Below are 17,934 nucleotides of genomic sequence, written 5' to 3'. Positions count from 1 at the left end.
CAATATGCCAAGAGAATTGGTAAACGCAATAATCACATATGTTTCTTACGTTGACAAGGCTGCTAATCAAAAGCAGTTCTTTTTTATGAAATCAGAAAAACAGCCTGATTTTCAGAAGGAAATCAAAGTCCTGACAAAAGCGGAGGATGAAAAAAAGCTTGTATACGGAATCGTATATGAACCAGATACGCCCGACGCGCACGGGGACTTCATGACAGCTGCAGAAATTGAGAAAGCTGCCCACGGATTTCTGAAGGATGCCCGGGAGATTGATAAGCAACATGATTTTCAAGGCGGTGTCGGTGAAGTGGTGGAATCCTATGTCGCGCCGGGGGACTTTGAGGTCAATGGTGAAACCATAAAAAAGGGATCTTGGGTGCTTGTCACAAAAGCTTCGGATGAGGTCTGGGAACAGATCAAAAAAGGCGATATTACCGGTTATTCAATGGCCGGGATCGCCGAGACAATCGAAAAACAAAAAGAAAAGCCTTTTTCTCTTTCTGGCAATGAAGAGAAAGGGCTTTTTAATTTGCTGAAAAACTTCTTTCTAGGCAAAAACGAAGAACAAGAAGCCTCTATCGAAAAAGCTGGCCGCAAGTTTTCAGCATCCAATCTGAAGGAAATCAAAAATGCTCATGCCGCTCTCGGAAAATTACTGAGTCAGGCAGAGGACGATGAGGAGGAAGACGAGTTGAAAAAAGAAGATATTGAGAAATTGCTTGATGACAAATTAAACCCGATCACCAAGCGACTTGATGAAATAGAAAAGGAAGCGGAATCTGCAGAGGGGGACGGGCAGGAGGAAGAGCAAGAACAGTCCCTTGTTAAACAAATGGATGAGCTGCTTGAACAAAAGCTCTCACCTATTCAAGAACGCTTAGAAGCTGTTGAAAAGAGCCGCGGAATTTCAAAACAAGCTGGATCTGATCAGGAGTCAGACCACGAAGAAATCAAAAAGTCCGTTTGGGACGGCTTACTTTAAAGGAGGAATACGATGAGAAACCAGGAGATTATCAACAAGGCAGAAATGACGCTCGCATCACTGAAAAGCGGCGGGATGATGAATCCTACTCAGGCAAATACATTTATTCGTATGGTTCAAGATACGCCAACAATATTAAATGATGCCCGCGTCATTCCGATGGACCATGATACACAGAAATTTGAGAAGATCGGTTTTGGCCAGCGTATTCTCAGGGCAGCGGAGGAAGGAAAGTCGCTTTCTTCTGATGAAAGGGCTGTTCCAACTACAAGCACAATCAGCCTTAACACAAAAGAAGTTATCGCGGAAGCCCACATTACGTATGACACACTTGAAAACAACATCGAAAAAGATGGGCTGCAAAAAACGATTATGCAAATGCTGGCCGAGCGTGCAGCAGTAGATATAGAGGAATTAATCATTAACGGTGATTCGAAATCAGATGATTCATTCCTTGCACAAATTGATGGAATCCGTAAGCAGGCCCAATCTCACATTGTAGATGCTGCGGGGGGAGAGTTGTCACGGCAAATTTTCAAACGGGGTTATAAGGCTGTACCACCTAAATATTTGCGTGTGCCGCAGGAATTCCGTTTCTATACTTCACCTGGCATTGAAGTTGAATGGAAGGATAAAGTGGCTGACCGTCAAACCAACCTGGGGGACGCTGCCGTTCAAGGCGGGCTTTCTTCTGCTTTTGGTGTGCCGATCAAAGGAATCGCAAACATGCAGCCATATTCCACCGGCGAAGGAGAAAAAGCGATCGACGTATCAGACGTCATTTTGACTCATCCGAAAAATATCGTGCTCGGCTTCTCCCGAAATATCCGAATTGAAGTCGATAAAGATATCCGCCGCCGAAAATTCATTATTGTTTTGACTGCAAAACTGGACAGCGTGTTTGAGGAAGAGGACGCGGTAGCCAAAATCATCAAGGTCAAAGAGTAGGTGAAGACGCATGGCAGATACCTATAAAGCGCAACTGATCAAAGGGAAAACTTACGATGTCATGGACCATGTTTTTACCCTGGGTGCAGAGCGAGACGTCAAGAAATCGGTGTATCTCTATCTTAAAGACAATGAACAGTTTGATTGCAAATTGATCAAAGAAAAAGAAGAGAAAAAAGACCCCGAGACTGGTGGTGAGTCCAAGGAGGATGGCCCGGAAGACAGCGGCGAATCGAAGGAAGAGGAAGCGGCCGCTAAAACATCAGCGGCATCGCCTGATTCGAAAGTATACACAGAATCAGAATTGAGAGGCATGACGAAGGCAGGACAAGAGGACATTATCTCTGATCTTGGCGGCGATCCTGCAGCGTTAAAAAACGCAGATGAAAGGATTGCCTTCATCCTGCAGAAACAAGGGGAGTGACGCGGCATGTTGATCACTCCTGACGAAGTGATTGCCTATTCTGTTTTCGATACGGTCAAGGCTCGGCCTGATGACCTGCTTCAGCACGATATTTTAGAGGCAGAAACCGAAATTCAAAACATTGCCGGTCATGATTTCTCTGGTGAGAAATATCATCCACTGCCGGAAAAGGTTAAGCTTGCCTTATTAAAGATGGCGCAATATTTCGCTTTGATCAATTCTGATGAATCTATCGTCAAAGGCTATAAATCTGAAAAAATCGGAGACTATTCCTATACGCTCGGAGACGGTCAGACCATTCAAAAGCCAGATGTCGAAAATCTATTAAAAGATTTCGTTGAGGATCCAAATGTCCCACCTGATGGTAAAGGATCTGTTCTCCTTAGGGTGAGGGCATTATGAGCTACAGTCGGCTCTTAACACACCGCTGTGACATCTACCATCTAAAAGAGGAACGGCCGGCGGAATCCCGGTATGGTGTTCCGGTTCAGGATGGCCAGCCAGAATTCTCTTATCCCGATGAACCGGATATTTTGGACCAAGCTTGTTACTTTACGGAGAAAAATCAATCCGTTGTGCAGCAGGAGCCGAATACATTGATCGTTCACTCCTTTCTGGTTCATTTTCCAGCTTCAGCGGATATTCGACTGAATGACAAAGTGATTTGGGAAGGAACTTCTTATAAGCTGCAGAAGCCAAGAAAAATTAAAAATCATCACATTGAAGTGATGGCAATCAGGAGTGACGATCTATGAGAATTGACGGCTTGGATGAATTTATTCAGGCACTCGATGAAGCAATTGACGGAGGGCTTCAAAGTCAATATGAGCTCTGGCTTGAGGCGATGGGCTATGAGTTTTTGGATATTGTGCAAGATGAAATTATGAAAACTGAAACGGTTGAAACACGCCGCTTGCTCAATTCCTTTCAGAAAGGTGACGCAGACAATATTTTCTCTACGACTGCCGGCAATCTGACATTGGATGTAGGGACCAACTTGGAATACGCTTCTTTTGCAAACGATGGGCACTTTACAATTGATCCATCAAAGAATCTCGACCGCCGGTGGGTTCCTGGGCGATGGAAAGGTGACCGCTTTGAATATGATCCCGCTGCGGAAACCGGAATGCTGCTGAAGTTTCAATGGGTTGACGGATCCGGCTACTGGGACAATGCCCTGGCGATCTTTGAGCGAATGTTTGAAAAAAGTTTAGACCGCAAGCTTCAGGAATGGCTAGATGAATTCTAAAGGTGGTGATGGCTTGAACGATGAAGTCGGGTCCATTATGAGCTTCTTTTATCGGGTGTTTCCCGTCCAAATATATGACCGGGAGATCCCTATTCAAATTAAAACTCCGTCTCTCTATTTCCCGCCGCCATCCGTAGCGGATGGGAATGACACCGTATCAACGTATAAGAAAACGTACAGCCTCAATGTGAAGCTGTTTCATAAGGATTCACAACAGGCTCATGATGAAGCCGAGAAGATTGCTGAAGCTGTACGGGAAAGGCGCAGCACGATTCCTCTTGTTGATAATAAAGGAACGGAGACAGGGGAATCCTTGCGAATCAATCGGATAGAATCACGAATATCTGATAAAGGGGTCGCTGTGCTGGTTGTTCAATGGAACAGCCGATATTGGTACAAAAGAGATGAAAAGCCAGCTCTTCAAGATTTCGATTTTACAAGCGGGGTGAAATAAGTGGATACAAAGAAAGCAAAAAATGAAGAGGTTGAGGGACTGACTGCCACGCGCCGCCCTGAATCTCTTTTTCATATTCAAGACTTACGGGAGCACAGTAAAGAGCTATTCGGGGTTAAACCTGAAGTTCTGGATGGTGCTCTTTTTGGTTTAGGTCAGAAGCAAGTGACAAAAACAGAGACGAAGAAACGCATTCGCGAATTTCTTCGGAAGGAGGCTAACTAAATGAATGGCGGAACATTTACGCCCGGCAAGGAAAAGGAACGTGCCGGCATTTATTTTAATTTCAAAACGACAGCCCAGGAACGCGTTTCTCTTGGTGAGCGTGGGATTGCGGCTGTTCCTGTTAAAACAAGCTGGGGAGAAGCGAAAAAGTTCATTTCAATTTCAAGCATTGAGGACCTGAATAAGAAAGTCGGTTTGCCAATTAATGATCCAACCCTCCTCCTTTTCAGAGAGGCTAAGAAAAAAGCGCAGACAGTTCTTCTGTATCGCCTGAATGAAGGAAACCGGGCTACGGGTGATATTGGTGAAGGCGTAAAAGCTACAGCCAATTATGGCGGCACAAAGGGCAATGACATTATTATTCAAGTCAGCGAGAATGTCCTGGATTCTTCAAAATATGATGTCACTACATTCTTTAATCAGTCTGAAGTCGATAAACAAACGGTTTCTAAGGCAGAGGAACTCGAGTCAAACCAATATGTCACCTTCACTGGAAAAGGAGAACTGAACATTACAATTCCGCTTTCAGGGGCTGAAGGTGACAAGGAAGAAGGAAAATTAAACCCTTCTGCCGGAGTCCGGTTGTCTGGCGGTACAGACAAAAGTGTATCGAATGAAGACTATATGGACTTCTTGGATGCAGCTGAAACAGAATACTTCGATACCATCGCATTACCGGTGAAAAACAGTGAGCAGCTGAAAGCCACATTCGTTTCATTTATTCAGCGTTTACGCGATAAGCAGGGGCGAAAGGTTCAGGGTGTCCTTTCCGGTTATAAAGGCGATTATGAAGGCATTATCAATGTGACAGAAGGTGTGCTGTTGGATGACGGTACAGAGATTGCGCCGCATCAGGCTACAGCATGGGTTGCCGGGGCCAGCGCGGGAGCTTCTTTCAATCAATCCTTGACCTTTGTTGAATACGAAGGCGCGGTGGATGTCCTGAACCGCCTTGACGATGACACAGTCATTGAGAAGCTGAACAACGGAGAGTTTTTATTCACGTTTGACGCTCGTGATAAATCTGTCAGCGTTGAAAAGGATATTAATTCTCTCACGACCTTTACTGCCGAGAAAAATAAGAAGTTCTCAAAAAACAAAATCATCCGGGTTCTGGATGCGATCAACAACGATCTTACGCGGGAACTTAAAGCGCTCATTAAATCTAGAAAAGGAACCGGCAGTGACATCCCGGCTTCTGATGATGGCCTGCAGTATGTCAAAACGCTCATCATTCAATACCTGACGACACTGGAAGATGGAGACGGGATTATAGGCTTTGATTCAGAAAACGATCTGACTATCAAGCTGAATGAGGACCGTGACGGATTCTTGATTGACTTGGCCGTTCAGCCAGTTGACGCAGCTGAAAAATTCTACTTCAATGTGGAGGTGAAGTAAGATGGCTTTTAAAGCTCAAAACACGATTTCAGGAAAAGAAGGCCGTCTGTTTTTGGATGGTGAAGAACTGGCCTTTATTAAAACATTTGAAGCAAACGTTGAGAAAAACAAAGCAGAGGTCAATGTCATGGGCCGCCGTATGACGGGGCATAAAACAACAGGGGCAAATGGAACAGGAACAGCCACGTTCTACAAAGTTACATCACGATTTGTGCAGCTGATGCTGAACTATGTGAAAAAGGGAGAAGATCCATATTTCACATTGCAGGCTGTCCTCGATGACCAGTCTGCAGGTCGAGGAACTGAACGGGTCACACTGTTTGATGTGAACTTTGACTCCGCCAAAATCGCGGGACTCGATGTAGACTCAGAGGCGCTTGAAGAGGAAGTGCCGTTCACTTTCGAGGATTTTGATTTGCCTGAGAAGCTGAATGACTCTTTCTAGTGTTTTTTACCATCAATTAAAAGTATTGAGGATACAATTTTTATTGCATTATTAATTAGTTTTGTAGATAATGAATGTATACTGAATGTATATCAAAGTCTTCTGATGTCACCTAAAGTCACTATTTTATCGTTGAAGGACATCAGATGGTTTACATTCATCACATTTTGCATAAACTAAAAAAGACCCCGGCTGCGTCAACAGCCGGGCATACACAAAGCAGGCCCATCAAAAGGGGCTAGCTCGAAGGTGAAAAATACGGACCTCCCTATAAGTTTCGCACGCTCAAGGGAGGTCTACTTCTTACATCTTTTTAATGTATGTCAACAAAGCCAGGATAAACATCCCGAACATGAACATCAAAGATAAACTTTGAAACGTCGACATCATAGGCTTCACCCCCTTTCTCAGGGAGTGAGCCAGACCACCCTTGAGTGAGCCGAGCTTTATGTACAATGAATATTTTACCATAACACTCTCAAACAACGAGAGTGTTTTTTTATTGCCTAAAGACAAAATGAAAAGGAGCTAATAAACATGAGCGAAAAACAAAATGAAAAAGTATATGATCTTTCCTTCTTTATGCCGGGACAAACAGAGGAAGCTGAAGAAGTAAAGGTGCCTATCTCAAAGCGTTTTAAAGATAAAGAGGGGAACGTCATTCCTTTTGTGTTCAAAGCCATCACGACAGAGCGCATCGATGAGTTAGAAAAAGAGAACACAACTTATAAAAATGTGAAAGGTCGGGGCCGCGTGAAAGATCTGGATACTCAGCGATTCTATGCGCGAATTGCGGTTGAATCTACTGTTTACCCGGATTTCCGTTCAAAAGAGTTGAGAGAGGCATATAAAACCCCTGATCCAGTGGAAGTCGCCAAGCGCGTGCTATCTGTCGGTGGTGAATATGCGAACTGGCTCAACAAAGCAATCGAAATCAACGGCTTTGAAGACGATCCAGAAGATTTAGAAGCCGCTGTAAAAAACTAATCAAGGATGGGAATAAGGAGGCTGTGTATTTGTATTACTGCATGCACGAGCTTCATTATTCTCCATCCCAACTGCTAGAAGTCTATGAAGCGCCGCGACATTTTAAGGCGTTTTTATTTGGGCTTATCGGTCACAAGCTTGAAGTTTTAGAGAAAGAGGCAAAGAAGGGAGGTAAATAGAATATGGCCAAATTAACTGCACGCTTTGACCTGCAGGATCGCATGACCTCCCGTCTACGTGTTATTCGGGGTGAGATGGTCCGCATTGATAGACTCAGACAAAGGACTGAACAGCGTCCTTTTGTCATTCGGGTAAGAGATAGGGCCAGCCAAACATTGAGAAGAATTCATATGTTCATCCTTCGGGATATTGGCAAGTCTCATCAGCTTGTCCTGTCTGTGAAAGATTTGGCTACCCGATCCATGCAAAAGATGAATCGGTTTATCGCACGACGGATGCCGCGAACCCATGAAATCATGATGAAAGTGGTAGACCGGGCAACACCGCAGATTCTGCGACTGAGGCGATATTTGGATCGTCACTTATCTGGTCCTCGCAGAATCCTTATTGAGGCAAATGATAGGGCGACGGCCGTGATTCACCGTATTTCCAGGTATGCCAAAGATCAGCTGGGAAAAGGTTATCATGTTACAGTTCGGGCAGTAGACATGGTGACGAAAACCGTGAATCGTATCGTCTCAAGTGCCAGGCGTGAAATACCGGAATACTACAGATCAAGCATTCAAGCGATTGATCGGTTTACAGCACCTGCCCGTCGGGTTACGTCTTTTGCAAACCAACACTTGAATCGTACATGGACCGCCACTGTCAAAGTGTTAGACCTTGCGACTAAGCCCTTGAAGGCGATCGCTTCCGCGGCAACTTCAACACTCGGAATTCTCGGTGTAGGAGCCGGGGCAACTGGAGGGGTTGTTGTTCCTTTAAAGATGGTCGCCGATCGTCAGAATATGACGACTGCATTTGAAACCCTACTTGGGAGCCAAGCTAAAGCCAATCAAAGGCTGGACGAATTAACAACATTCGCTGGTCAAACTCCATTTACCCGGGATGAAATCTTTGAATCAAGCCGGGTGCTGCAGGTCTTTACAGGAAATGCCCTTTCTACTGCTGAAGGGATGAAGCTTGTCGGGGACGTGGCTGCAGGTGTGCAGCGGCCATTCTCGGAAGTCGCTCTTTGGATGGGACGCCTCTATGATGGGATCAAGTCTGGCCGTCCGATCGGGGATGCGACGGCAGCCCTGCAAGAAATGGGGGCGATATCGGGTGAGGCTCGCGGCAAACTGGAGAAATTGGCAGAGAGTGGACAGGACATTTCTAAAACTTGGCCACAGGTCACAAAAGAATTCAGCAAATACAATGACATGATGGTCAAGATGTCTGACAACCTCGCAAACTTATTTTTAGGGGTTAAGTCATTTATCAATAACTCCATTCTCATGCCATGGGGAAAAGGGCTGGCAGAAGCATTTCAGCCGGCTCTTGAAGCGTTTAGAGAATGGCGTGGTGAATACTCGTTTGTCCTGACGGACCTTACAAATAAAGCTCAGAAGGCAGGAAAGGCCTTTGCGGAAAGCTTCTTGAATCCGACGAAAAATGTATTTGGCTTCATCGGTGAACAGTTTAAAATCCTTTTTCCTGGAGAGCTCACGAAAAAACAAAAGAAAGAGCTGGAGCTTAAATTTAAAGAGGATCCTAAGCTGAAAAAACGGTTTGATCAGCTGCAGAAATACAGGGATATGGATTTTGAAACCCGCTGGCATATTGTTCTCGACAATACGAAGGATGTTTTCGGAGAATGGTGGAAAAAGACGGGGGAACCCGGCTTAATTAAAATGGCGGGTAATCTCGGCAGCACTTACGGCGGCATTATTAATGGGGTTATCAATGGTTTACTTGGGATCGATGATAAATCATCCGAAAATGGATTCGTCAATGCAGGAACAAAAGCCGGCCGCACATTTGTTGTCAGCTTTGTGGATGCTTTGGATCCGGTTGAGTTGTCGATGCGCATTGCGAAAAAGCTCGCTAAATTAAATTGGGATGCGGTTACCGGTCAAGGATCTGTTGGTGGTGCCCTTCTTGCTGATGCGTTCGCTTTAGCCTTTATCGGTAAGGTGGGACGTCTTCTCAAGCCTGTTGGGAAGCTTGTTTCTGGTGTTTTCGCAGGCTACAAGTGGCTAAAAAACAGACCGGGTTCCGGTGGGAGAACAGGAGGCCCTCTCACCCCAGGTGGTAGAAATAAAAGAGCTGGCGGAGGCCGTCGAGGACCAGAATACCGCAACCCTTGGTTTGGTCAAGGTGAAAGGGTTTCTCCGTCAAATCCAAATCAAACGAGAGGCGGCGGGTTCTGGAGCAAAGCAGGAAAAGGGGCCAAGTCAGTCGGTAAACGCGTTCCGATCTTAGGAACCGCGCTTGCTGCAACCGAACTCATTGGCATGAATAAAGACAATGCTGGTGAAAAATTAGGCGGATTTGGTGGCGGCTTGGGAGGTTCAGCTGCAGGAGCAAGTGCAGGGGCTGCCGTCGGAACCTTAATTGCACCAGGAGTCGGAACCGCGATCGGTGGTGTTATTGGTGGTGTCGCCGGCGGCATTGGCGGTTCAGACTTTGGGCAATCCATTGGAAAGTGGATTGATGATGGCGGCATCATGAAAACATGGGATACTATTGTGAAAAAATCGTCAGAAGCTTGGACCAACATTCAAAAGACTTGGGAAAAGGTGTCCGATTGGTTTGAGGAAAATGTATCCGACCCTGTCTCTAAAACGTTTGATGATGCGCTCACCTGGATTAAGAATACGTGGTCAACCGTCACAACGTGGTTCGAAGAAAATGTTTGGAATCCTTTTCTGAAACCTGTCGTCGATTTTGCCATTCAAGTGTGGGGTTGGTTAGAACAAGCGTGGTCATGGATCCAAGACACATGGAAAACTGTAAAGACGTGGTTTCAAGATAACGTTTGGACGCCTATATACAATATTGGAGTAAGAATTATAAACAATGTTGTGGGCTTTTTTGCGGTAGCGTGGTACTCCATTCAGTTAGTATGGGGAATTGCATCCTCATGGTTCATGGAATATGTCTGGGATCCAATATTGTCCCACGTTGTTCAGTTCGCAATAGACGTGTGGAACTGGCTCGTCCAAGCTTGGAACTGGATTTCTGAAACGTGGGAGACCGTCTCGACCTGGTTTGTCGAAAATGTTTGGGATCCAATATTGTCCCATGTTGTTCAATTTGCATTGGATGTGTGGGATTGGTTCGTTAAAGCATGGAACTGGATTTCTGAAACATGGGAGACTGTTTCAACTTGGTTTGTTGAAAATGTCTGGGATCCGATTTTGGAGCCTGCGATTCAGACCGCAACGGATATCTGGAACTCGCTCGTCCAAGCATGGAATTGGATCAAGGAAACGTGGGACACTGTTTCGACATGGTTCACTGAGAACGTCTGGGATCCGATCATTAAAAATATTATTATAGCAGCTATCCAAATTTACGGTCACTTTATGATGGCAAAAAATAAAGTGATCAAATACTGGACCAATATTTCTGATTGGTTTGATGAACATGTTAGAGAGCCGATTGTTGGGGTCGCAGATGACATTTCTGAAGCGTTTGAAAAAGCTTTTGGCTGGGTCGGCAACGTCTGGGATAAGGTAAAGGATTTTGGTGGCGGTATAAAACAAGGCTGGGACGATCTATGGCAGGGTAAAAATAAAACAACCTTTGAAAAAATAGGTGAAGAGAAAACTGGCTTTCATATTATAGAAAAGAAAACTGATAAAAAGGCCACAGGTGGCTACATCACAAAACCAACCATTTCATGGATTGGAGAAGCCGGTAATGAATTTGTTATCCCAACTCAAAACAACCGGGGCCGCGGAAAGATGCTGCTCTCACAAGCGGCAACTCAACTCGGTATGCGGGTTGTTGATGATATCGGTTCTGTTTCTACGGATGTCGGAACTGTTGCACCTATTTCTAGCGCTGTTTCCTATTCTGCTGCTTCTGTATCGCCATCAATGAATGCGGGAAACATGACGAATCAAGCATCGTCTTTTGGTCAGCAATTTACAGAAGGCTTTGATGAAGGTCTCAATTCAAACGTTGTCTCTATAGAAGACTGGAAGAAGAAAAACATTCAAACGCCTTTTAATAACCTGGTGACAAGCTCCCCATCCTTCGGGAAAAATGTTGTAGCCGGATATGCTTCAGGGCAGAATGCAACAGCTACCGGAACAGATGGATTCCTGCAGTCAAAAGTGAAGACGCCATTTCAAAACACCGTGAATACGGCTTCTTCCTGGGGCGTGAATACGGTCAGAGGGTTTGCGGCTGGTCAGAATGCTACGCCTACAGGTACAAACCAATATGTCAGCACCCATATCAATAAGCCGTTTCTTGATTCGAAACAGTCATCAAGAGACTGGGGATCTGGCATGATTAGTAATTTTGTATCCGGCATGAATTCAAAAGAGAATGAAGTAAAAGAAGCTGCCAAGGAATTGGCCAAGAAAGTGGAACAAGCTTTCCGCGATGAGCTGGATATTCACTCCCCATCCCGAGTCATGATGAGCCTCGGGCGTTTTGCGTCTGTTGGTATCGTGAAAGGTTTAAGCTCAGTCGATGTGAAGAGCTTCGCTGAAAAACAAGCCGGCTCTCTTGCTGCAGCCTTCTCGGGGATGGGAGCGGTCGGTGGCAACGTAAAAGAATGGCTGCAGAAGGCTCTTATGATCACAGGCACGTCGATGAATTGGCTTGGACCTCTATCTCAAATGGCCATGCATGAATCAGGCGGGAACCCGCGGGCCATTAACCTGTGGGACAGCAACGCGAAACGCGGCACGCCATCAAAAGGGTTAATGCAAACCATTGATCCAACCTTTAATGCCTATAAGATGAAAGGGTTAAATGATATTTGGAACCCGATTCATAATGCGGTGGCTGCTATCAATTACATCAAAGCTCGGTACGGTTCTGTTTTTAATACGCCGGGAATGAGAAGCAAGCGAAATGGCGGCGGCTATAAGGGTTACGCGAACGGCGGGTTAATCACAAATGAACAAATTGCTCGTGTCGGTGAAGGTGGAAAACGGGAATGGATTATTCCAGAAGAGCGCGGCATCCGCGGTCGTTATCTGCTTTCTCAGGCAGCACAGGCACTTGGTCTTGATGTGGTCGATCCATCGTCTCAACAATCTGGCGTGTCATCTGATCAAGTGGATATTGCCACATCTGGCCAAACTGGGGCTGCTACTGTCGTCCTGTCTGGAACCAAAGAAATCAACATCCATTTTAACGGCGATCAGCATTTTCACAATGATCAAGATGTGGAACGCTTAATTGATAAAATCAAACAGGCCTTAGTTGATGAGTTAGAAGAAGACATTAACATTGGAACGAAGGGAAGTGTAGCTTTTGACTAAATCTGTTTATGAATTTTGGCTATCCCAGGGGAAGGAAAAGCTGCGCTTCCCCGTGCTTCCTGAAAAAATAGACGTAACCAACAACACGGCAAATGAAACCGTTCAAGTGGCCAAATTTGGAGAGCTCACATTCATCAACGATCCGAATGCCAAAACCATTTCGTTTTCCTCTTATTTTCCGAAGAAGTATTCCCCTTTGGCTGAATATAAGGGATTCCCTTCGCCGGAAAATGCAATTGCCACGATCGAACGGTGGATGAAAAATAAAAAGCCGGTTCGTTTTCTCGTTACCGGAACGAAGATCAATTTAAACTGCAGCATCGATGCCTTTACTCACCATGAAGGCCAAAAAGACATTGGGGATCGTGATTTCGATATCACCTTAAAGGAATATAAAACAGCGTCTCCGCGAAAGATCAAACGAAAAAAGAAGACGAAAAAGAAACGGCCGTCAAAGGCAGCGCCGAAAGTATACACCGTAAAAAAGGGGGATACCCTCTGGCATATTGCTGGACGATTTTATGGAAACAGCCTGCAGTGGCGGAAAATCTGGAATGCAAATAAAACAGCCATGATCAAGCGGAGTAAACGAAACATCAGGCAGCCTGGTCATTGGATTTTTCCTGGCCAGAAACTAAAGATACCTCAATGAAAACAGGTGGGGTGAACGAATATGATTGAACTATTCGTGGTAAAAGAAACGGAATGGCGAGAGCTGGTGACAGAAAGTGTTTCCCTTGAAGGACAGCGGTACCAGGCTCCCCGTTCTATTCAAGCGACGATCGTTGTCAAACAAGGTGATCAAAAATATTACAGTGTCCAAGAAGGCGACACGGTTTTATTCAAGTGGAAAGGCAAAGAGCTGTTCCGCGGAATTGTGTTTTCCAGGATACCCGATGAACATACCTTAGTGTTCACTGCTTATGATATGCTGCAGTATCTTGTGAAAAATAAAGATGTCTATGTTTTTTCAAATAAGCGGGCGGATCAAATTGTCCACCGGATCGCCAACGATTTTCAAATCCCAAAGACTTCGATCGCCAATACAGGGTATACAATTAAATCCCTTGTCATTAAAGACGATACATCGCTTTATGACATCATTTTGAAGGCCTTAAAAGAGACCAAAAAGCAAACGGGGAAAAATTTTCAGCTCTATTCATCCAAAGGAAAGCTTGGTTTGCGGGCATGGCCGGACCCATCTGAAATTTGGGTATTAGAAACCGGCGTCAACATTATGGACTATCAGTACAGTACATCTATAAATGATACTGCGACACGCGTTAAAATGCGCCGACAGAAAGACAACAAAACTTATACGGCCGCCGCAAGCGACAGCACTGGCGTAAAAAAATATGGTGTTTTGCAGTATGTTGAAACGGTATCGGATAACATTAACCAGGCACAGCTCCAAGAGCGAGCCAAAGTTAGACAGTCACAGAAAAAGGGTGTCAAAAAGGAGCTGAAAAGCATTCAGGCGCTTGGGATTCCGGATCTTCAAAGCGGCATGCCAGTGTACATCTCGATCCCGGAGGTCGGCATTAAACAAAAGTATTGGGTCGATACAGACAAGCATGAATTTAAGGGTTCAAAACACACGATGACGATCGATGTTGTCCCTAAAAACCATATGCCAAGTGGAGCGTCGGCATCATGAGATTAAGTGATGCCATAAAGGAATTGGCTCTCGGAGCCGTGAATGCAGAATCTCCTGTCGATGTGATGCCCGCGGAAATCGTATCAGCCTCACCTCTCAGCATTAAAATTCGAGACAATGACAAATTGGTGATTCCCTCTGATTTGTTGGTTGTGGCTGAACATTTAAGGGAACATACAAGGGAAATAGAGCTTGACGGTGAGAAAAAAACCATCCGTTTATACAATCAATTGAATACAGGTGACCATGTGATGATTGCAGCCATGCCAGGCGGGCAATCTTTTTTTGTGATCGACAAGATATAGGAGGTGTCTGACATGGCGCTTTCCCCGGAAGTAGAATTTGAAGATATTGAGGATGACAGTGACGTCATTGAGACTTCGAAAACATACAAAATTGATTTTGATTCCGGCCGAATAACGAATGAAATCATATCAGGGCTGGATGCCATAAAACAAATGGTCTATATGGCCCTTCGAACAGAACGTTATGGTTATCCGATCTATAGCCATGATATCGGAAATGAACTACAGGAGGTTCTTTCTGACAATGAAACGACTGATGCCTATAAGGAAATGGAGATCCCGAGACTGATCGAGGAGGCTCTGATTTTTGACGAGAGAATCACGGCCGTCAAGGATTTTGAAATCAAGAAAATAGAGGGCGCATTTCATGTATCATTTACGGTTGAAACAGATGAAGGAACCTTGGAGATTGAGGAGGTGATTGGCGAAGATGTTTGAAGATCAGACGTTTGATGAGATTATGGAGCGCATGCTTGATCGTGTCCCCGCTGATATTGATAAACGGGAAAACAGTGTTATTTGGAATGCGTTGGCGCCAGCGGCTGCAGAACTCGCTCAATCCTATATCTGGCTGGACACGGTGTTGGAATTGGTCTTCGCCGACACCGCGCAAGGTGAAGTTTTAGACAGGCGGGCCGCTGAAGCCGGCTTGGAAAGGCAGCCAGCAACAAAAGCAGTCAGGGCCGCAAAATTTACAAAAGGCGTTAACATTCCCGTAGGCTCCCGCTTCTTTATTGACAATCTGTATTTCAAATATACGAGGGATGGATATTTGGAATGTGAAACTGCGGGAGAAGCCGGAAATGCAAATTTAGAAGGGCGTCCTCTTCTTTCTCTCGATACAATTCCAGGACTTGATTCAGCTGTCATGGGGAAACTCTTGATCCCAGGCAAAGAAGAGGAAACAGACGAAGAATTGTATGCGCGGTATTCCGTTCGGGTCCGGCGGGAAGCCGTAAGCGCAAATAAAATGCATTATAAGCAATGGGCGGAAGAAGTAGACGGAGTTGGCCGGGCGAAGGTATTTCCTCTTTGGGATGGAGGTGGAACGGTTAAAATCGTGATTACGAATGCCAAAATGGAACCTGCATCGGAAACCTTGGTCGATAAGGTAAAAGACTATATTGATCCTGAACCAGGCAAAGGGGAGGGACAGGCCCCAATTGGGGCGACGGTCACCGTAGAAAGCGCGGTATATAAAAAAGTTGATATTGAAGTCACCGTTGTTCCCGAACCTGATAACTCAATTGAGGATGTTCAAAAAGAAATCGAAGATAAAGTGAAAAGCTTTTTTAAAGAAATTGCATTTACAGAAAGCATTGTCCGACTATCCAAAATCAATAACATTGTGTTTAACGCGGACTCTGTCAGCGATTATGCTGATGTGAAAATCAATGGGGATACGAAAAATTTAGAGCTGAAGGATGAAGACATTCCAAGGCTTGGGACGGTGACGATCCTTGAGCAAGATTGAAGAAATGGAAAACTATTTGCCGCCGTTCCTCACAAAAGTCAGAGAAATGAGCGAGATTCTACAAGCGGAGGCTCCGGAGTTTGAGCAGCAGAACAATGATATTTTTGATCTGACAGATCAGCTGTTCATTACAACAGCGACATGGGGCCTTGATCGGTGGGAAGCTCTATTAAATGTGGCCAGAGAATCTGGAGATTCTATAGAGATAAGACGATTACGGCTGATTTCGAAGATATCAAATATTCCGCCGGCTACTTATCAGGCTATCGAACAAGCTCTAAACCGATTTTTAAAGAATCCTTCAGCTCACGTTCGGCTACTTCCGAAGGAGTACCGCTTTAATGTAGATATCAACATTGACGACCTGCAGAATGTCAGAGAGCTCATTGAAACACTTGAAAATATAAAGCCGGCTCATCTCGCATATACATTTCGGCCGGGCTTTAATGAACTGCTGAAGATTGAGGATACGTTAATCATGAATCATCGAAGGTATCGAAAAATAAAGGAACTCCGGGTCGGTTACTCTGTCACACTTGATAATAATGAGGTGGTTTTAACATGATCACAAAAAAATACAGGGCGCGCGTGGCTGCCGATCTGAAAAGCAGGATCAAAAAGGTTTTGTTAAATGGGAAAGAAACTGAGATTGCCGACATCACGATTAACGGCACGACTGTCACGGTACTGACCAAACGTGAGGAAGATGTCAGTCACATTGAAAGTGTCCAAATCATTGATGATCAAGACCACGTGATTACAGAACGAAGTCCCGACCTGGATGTCAGTACCAACCGCACGCTCGATTTTCGCTTTACATTTGAGGTGGTGAAATAAATGGCATACAAAGCAAAAACGGATTGGCTCCCGGATGACCTGATAAACGAAGATGACGTGAATCGTTGGGAAAAAGGCATAAAAGATGCACACCAAGATTTAGCTACTCATAAGAATGACCTGAATAATCCACATGGCACGACAAAAGCTCAAATTGGGCTTGGGAATGTAGAGGATGTTAGACAAGCATCTAAAAAAGAATTTCAGCAACATGCTGGCGATACAACGATTCATATTTCAAAAAAGGAGAGGACAGAATGGGATGCCAAGGAAACACCTGATGGCGCACAAGAAAAAGCAAATCGTGCTGAAGAAAATGCCAAGACATATGCAGACCAGACGTTTACAAACAAAAACTTAATCGTCTTGTCGGAGTCAGACTCAATCCTAGATGCCCGAGCAGCCGGAGATGAATACCCTTTTGGGATTACGATAATGGATATTGGTCAGGAAAATAAAACTGGTTATCCACTTGATTACGGATTTGTCAAAAATGAAAATCATTCAACCTATCGGTTCACTCAGTACTTTTATGGCATTGGTAATGGATACAAAAACATGGGCGTTTGGGTGCGGCATTGGTATATTTCATATGGCTGGACATCCTGGTTTAAAATTTCAGGATTTTCGTATGCAAAAGCTACGATAAGTCTCAAACAAAAATTAGATAAAGGCACATATAACAAAATAAAATTCAATCGTAAGATCACAGACAGCCATAATGCTTTTGACGCAAACAAAAACCGTTTTGTAGCGCCAAATGACGGCATGTTCTTAGTTGAATCCGGTTTATATATTGATAGTTTCCAAACTTATTCAAATTTTGAATTGACGATTTATTTGAATGGCAAACAGTATAAAAATATTGCCCAATATAGGCATAAACCTGAAGGTCCAACAACTTCTAAGGAGTTTGGAGTTGGCGTGTATGGCACAGGGAGGGTCCCAATGAAAAAAGGTGACTACCTTGAAATGTATATGTATGTTGGGTACGACGATGTGACAAGACATATATCTAACCGAAATCAAGCCTACAACTATTTTGAAATTTTCGAGACAGGTGGCATAGATCTATCACTGTTTTAGGGGGAGGTTT

General features: G+C 44.6%; 21 protein-coding genes. All 21 read left to right on the top strand.

Annotation, left to right across the window (positions count from 1 at the left end):
- Positions 1–4: 4 nt before the first annotated feature.
- Positions 5–982 carry an XkdF-like putative serine protease domain-containing protein gene (locus MKX80_RS13380; RefSeq protein ID WP_339226951.1) on the top strand — a complete coding sequence of 326 codons (978 nt, stop codon included), beginning with the start codon at positions 5–7 and terminating at the stop codon, positions 980–982.
- 12 nt (positions 983–994) lie between these two features.
- Positions 995–1,930, top strand: a complete 936-nt coding sequence (locus tag MKX80_RS13375; RefSeq protein ID WP_085059474.1) for a phage major capsid protein — start codon at positions 995–997, stop codon at positions 1,928–1,930.
- A 10-nt stretch (positions 1,931–1,940) separates the two neighbouring features.
- Positions 1,941–2,354 carry a YqbF domain-containing protein gene (locus MKX80_RS13370; protein ID WP_268372303.1) on the top strand — a complete coding sequence of 138 codons (414 nt, stop codon included), beginning with the start codon at positions 1,941–1,943 and terminating at the stop codon, positions 2,352–2,354.
- 6 nt (positions 2,355–2,360) lie between these two features.
- Positions 2,361–2,756, top strand: a complete 396-nt coding sequence (locus MKX80_RS13365; protein ID WP_268372302.1) for a DUF3199 family protein — start codon at positions 2,361–2,363, stop codon at positions 2,754–2,756.
- Entirely contained in the window at positions 2,753–3,109 is a 357-nt protein-coding gene (locus tag MKX80_RS13360) for a YqbH/XkdH family protein (RefSeq protein WP_268372301.1), read from the top strand. Before MKX80_RS13365 ends, MKX80_RS13360 begins: the two co-directional genes overlap by 4 nt.
- Positions 3,106–3,603 (top strand): HK97 gp10 family phage protein, encoded by a 498-nt coding sequence (locus MKX80_RS13355; RefSeq protein ID WP_268372300.1) that lies wholly within the window; start codon positions 3,106–3,108, stop codon positions 3,601–3,603. The genes MKX80_RS13360 and MKX80_RS13355 overlap by 4 nt, the downstream gene beginning before the upstream one ends.
- Positions 3,604–3,616: 13 nt before the next feature.
- Positions 3,617–4,057 (top strand): DUF6838 family protein, encoded by a 441-nt coding sequence (locus tag MKX80_RS13350; RefSeq protein ID WP_339228586.1) that lies wholly within the window; start codon positions 3,617–3,619, stop codon positions 4,055–4,057.
- Positions 4,058–4,282: a hypothetical protein gene (locus tag MKX80_RS13345; protein WP_268372299.1), complete on the top strand. Its 225-nt coding sequence runs from the start codon at positions 4,058–4,060 to the stop codon at positions 4,280–4,282.
- Positions 4,283–5,683, top strand: coding sequence for a phage tail sheath family protein (locus tag MKX80_RS13340; protein WP_326073847.1), 1,401 nt, complete (start codon positions 4,283–4,285; stop codon positions 5,681–5,683). It begins immediately after the preceding gene.
- A gap of 1 nt (position 5,684) precedes the next feature.
- A complete protein-coding gene (locus tag MKX80_RS13335; RefSeq protein WP_061578250.1) occupies positions 5,685–6,128 on the top strand; it encodes a phage tail tube protein in 444 nt (147 codons plus the stop codon).
- A 537-nt stretch (positions 6,129–6,665) separates the two neighbouring features.
- Positions 6,666–7,115, top strand: a complete 450-nt coding sequence (locus MKX80_RS13330) for a phage portal protein (RefSeq protein ID WP_016886606.1) — start codon at positions 6,666–6,668, stop codon at positions 7,113–7,115.
- A 29-nt stretch (positions 7,116–7,144) separates the two neighbouring features.
- On the top strand, positions 7,145–7,294 hold the full coding sequence (locus tag MKX80_RS13325) for a hypothetical protein (protein ID WP_085959894.1): 150 nt from the start codon (positions 7,145–7,147) through the stop codon (positions 7,292–7,294).
- A 3-nt stretch (positions 7,295–7,297) separates the two neighbouring features.
- On the top strand, positions 7,298–12,565 hold the full coding sequence (locus MKX80_RS13320; RefSeq protein WP_326073843.1) for a transglycosylase SLT domain-containing protein: 5,268 nt from the start codon (positions 7,298–7,300) through the stop codon (positions 12,563–12,565).
- The gene (locus tag MKX80_RS13315) at positions 12,558–13,217 is read left to right on the top strand and encodes a LysM peptidoglycan-binding domain-containing protein (protein WP_326073841.1); all 660 of its coding nucleotides are present in this window, start codon (positions 12,558–12,560) and stop codon (positions 13,215–13,217) included. Before MKX80_RS13320 ends, MKX80_RS13315 begins: the two co-directional genes overlap by 8 nt.
- Positions 13,218–13,238: 21 nt before the next feature.
- The gene (locus MKX80_RS13310; RefSeq protein WP_339226945.1) at positions 13,239–14,222 is read left to right on the top strand and encodes a phage portal protein; all 984 of its coding nucleotides are present in this window, start codon (positions 13,239–13,241) and stop codon (positions 14,220–14,222) included.
- On the top strand, positions 14,219–14,527 hold the full coding sequence (locus MKX80_RS13305; protein WP_043929393.1) for a DUF2577 domain-containing protein: 309 nt from the start codon (positions 14,219–14,221) through the stop codon (positions 14,525–14,527). The genes MKX80_RS13310 and MKX80_RS13305 overlap by 4 nt, the downstream gene beginning before the upstream one ends.
- A gap of 12 nt (positions 14,528–14,539) precedes the next feature.
- Entirely contained in the window at positions 14,540–14,965 is a 426-nt protein-coding gene (locus tag MKX80_RS13300; RefSeq protein WP_075178049.1) for a DUF2634 domain-containing protein, read from the top strand.
- Positions 14,958–16,001 carry a baseplate J/gp47 family protein gene (locus tag MKX80_RS13295; protein WP_326073836.1) on the top strand — a complete coding sequence of 348 codons (1,044 nt, stop codon included), beginning with the start codon at positions 14,958–14,960 and terminating at the stop codon, positions 15,999–16,001. Before MKX80_RS13300 ends, MKX80_RS13295 begins: the two co-directional genes overlap by 8 nt.
- On the top strand, positions 15,988–16,566 hold the full coding sequence (locus MKX80_RS13290; protein ID WP_326073834.1) for a YmfQ family protein: 579 nt from the start codon (positions 15,988–15,990) through the stop codon (positions 16,564–16,566). The genes MKX80_RS13295 and MKX80_RS13290 overlap by 14 nt, the downstream gene beginning before the upstream one ends.
- Positions 16,563–16,838 (top strand): hypothetical protein, encoded by a 276-nt coding sequence (locus MKX80_RS13285; RefSeq protein ID WP_268385780.1) that lies wholly within the window; start codon positions 16,563–16,565, stop codon positions 16,836–16,838. Before MKX80_RS13290 ends, MKX80_RS13285 begins: the two co-directional genes overlap by 4 nt.
- Complete coding sequence (locus MKX80_RS13280; RefSeq protein WP_326073830.1) at positions 16,839–17,924, top strand: hypothetical protein; 1,086 nt, start codon at positions 16,839–16,841, stop codon at positions 17,922–17,924.
- The last annotated feature ends 10 nt before the right edge of the window (positions 17,925–17,934 follow it).

The sequence above is a fragment of the Bacillus sp. FSL K6-0972 genome, assembly GCF_037976035.1.
Taxonomy (GTDB): Bacteria; Bacillota; Bacilli; order Bacillales; family Bacillaceae; genus Bacillus; species Bacillus haynesii.
This window is presented reverse-complemented; position numbering and strand designations above follow the sequence as displayed.

Coding starts and splice junctions, on each gene's coding strand:
- MKX80_RS13375 (WP_085059474.1), top strand. CDS start 995: ATGAGAAACCAGGAGATTATCAACAAGGCAGAAATGACGCTCGCATCA.
- MKX80_RS13320 (WP_326073843.1), top strand. CDS start 7,298: ATGGCCAAATTAACTGCACGCTTTGACCTGCAGGATCGCATGACCTCC.
- MKX80_RS13370 (WP_268372303.1), top strand. CDS start 1,941: ATGGCAGATACCTATAAAGCGCAACTGATCAAAGGGAAAACTTACGAT.
- MKX80_RS13280 (WP_326073830.1), top strand. CDS start 16,839: ATGGCATACAAAGCAAAAACGGATTGGCTCCCGGATGACCTGATAAAC.
- MKX80_RS13365 (WP_268372302.1), top strand. CDS start 2,361: ATGTTGATCACTCCTGACGAAGTGATTGCCTATTCTGTTTTCGATACG.
- MKX80_RS13300 (WP_075178049.1), top strand. CDS start 14,540: ATGGCGCTTTCCCCGGAAGTAGAATTTGAAGATATTGAGGATGACAGT.
- MKX80_RS13285 (WP_268385780.1), top strand. CDS start 16,563: ATGATCACAAAAAAATACAGGGCGCGCGTGGCTGCCGATCTGAAAAGC.
- MKX80_RS13380 (WP_339226951.1), top strand. CDS start 5: ATGCCAAGAGAATTGGTAAACGCAATAATCACATATGTTTCTTACGTT.
- MKX80_RS13310 (WP_339226945.1), top strand. CDS start 13,239: ATGATTGAACTATTCGTGGTAAAAGAAACGGAATGGCGAGAGCTGGTG.
- MKX80_RS13355 (WP_268372300.1), top strand. CDS start 3,106: ATGAGAATTGACGGCTTGGATGAATTTATTCAGGCACTCGATGAAGCA.
- MKX80_RS13305 (WP_043929393.1), top strand. CDS start 14,219: ATGAGATTAAGTGATGCCATAAAGGAATTGGCTCTCGGAGCCGTGAAT.
- MKX80_RS13295 (WP_326073836.1), top strand. CDS start 14,958: ATGTTTGAAGATCAGACGTTTGATGAGATTATGGAGCGCATGCTTGAT.
- MKX80_RS13335 (WP_061578250.1), top strand. CDS start 5,685: ATGGCTTTTAAAGCTCAAAACACGATTTCAGGAAAAGAAGGCCGTCTG.
- MKX80_RS13330 (WP_016886606.1), top strand. CDS start 6,666: ATGAGCGAAAAACAAAATGAAAAAGTATATGATCTTTCCTTCTTTATG.
- MKX80_RS13340 (WP_326073847.1), top strand. CDS start 4,283: ATGAATGGCGGAACATTTACGCCCGGCAAGGAAAAGGAACGTGCCGGC.
- MKX80_RS13360 (WP_268372301.1), top strand. CDS start 2,753: ATGAGCTACAGTCGGCTCTTAACACACCGCTGTGACATCTACCATCTA.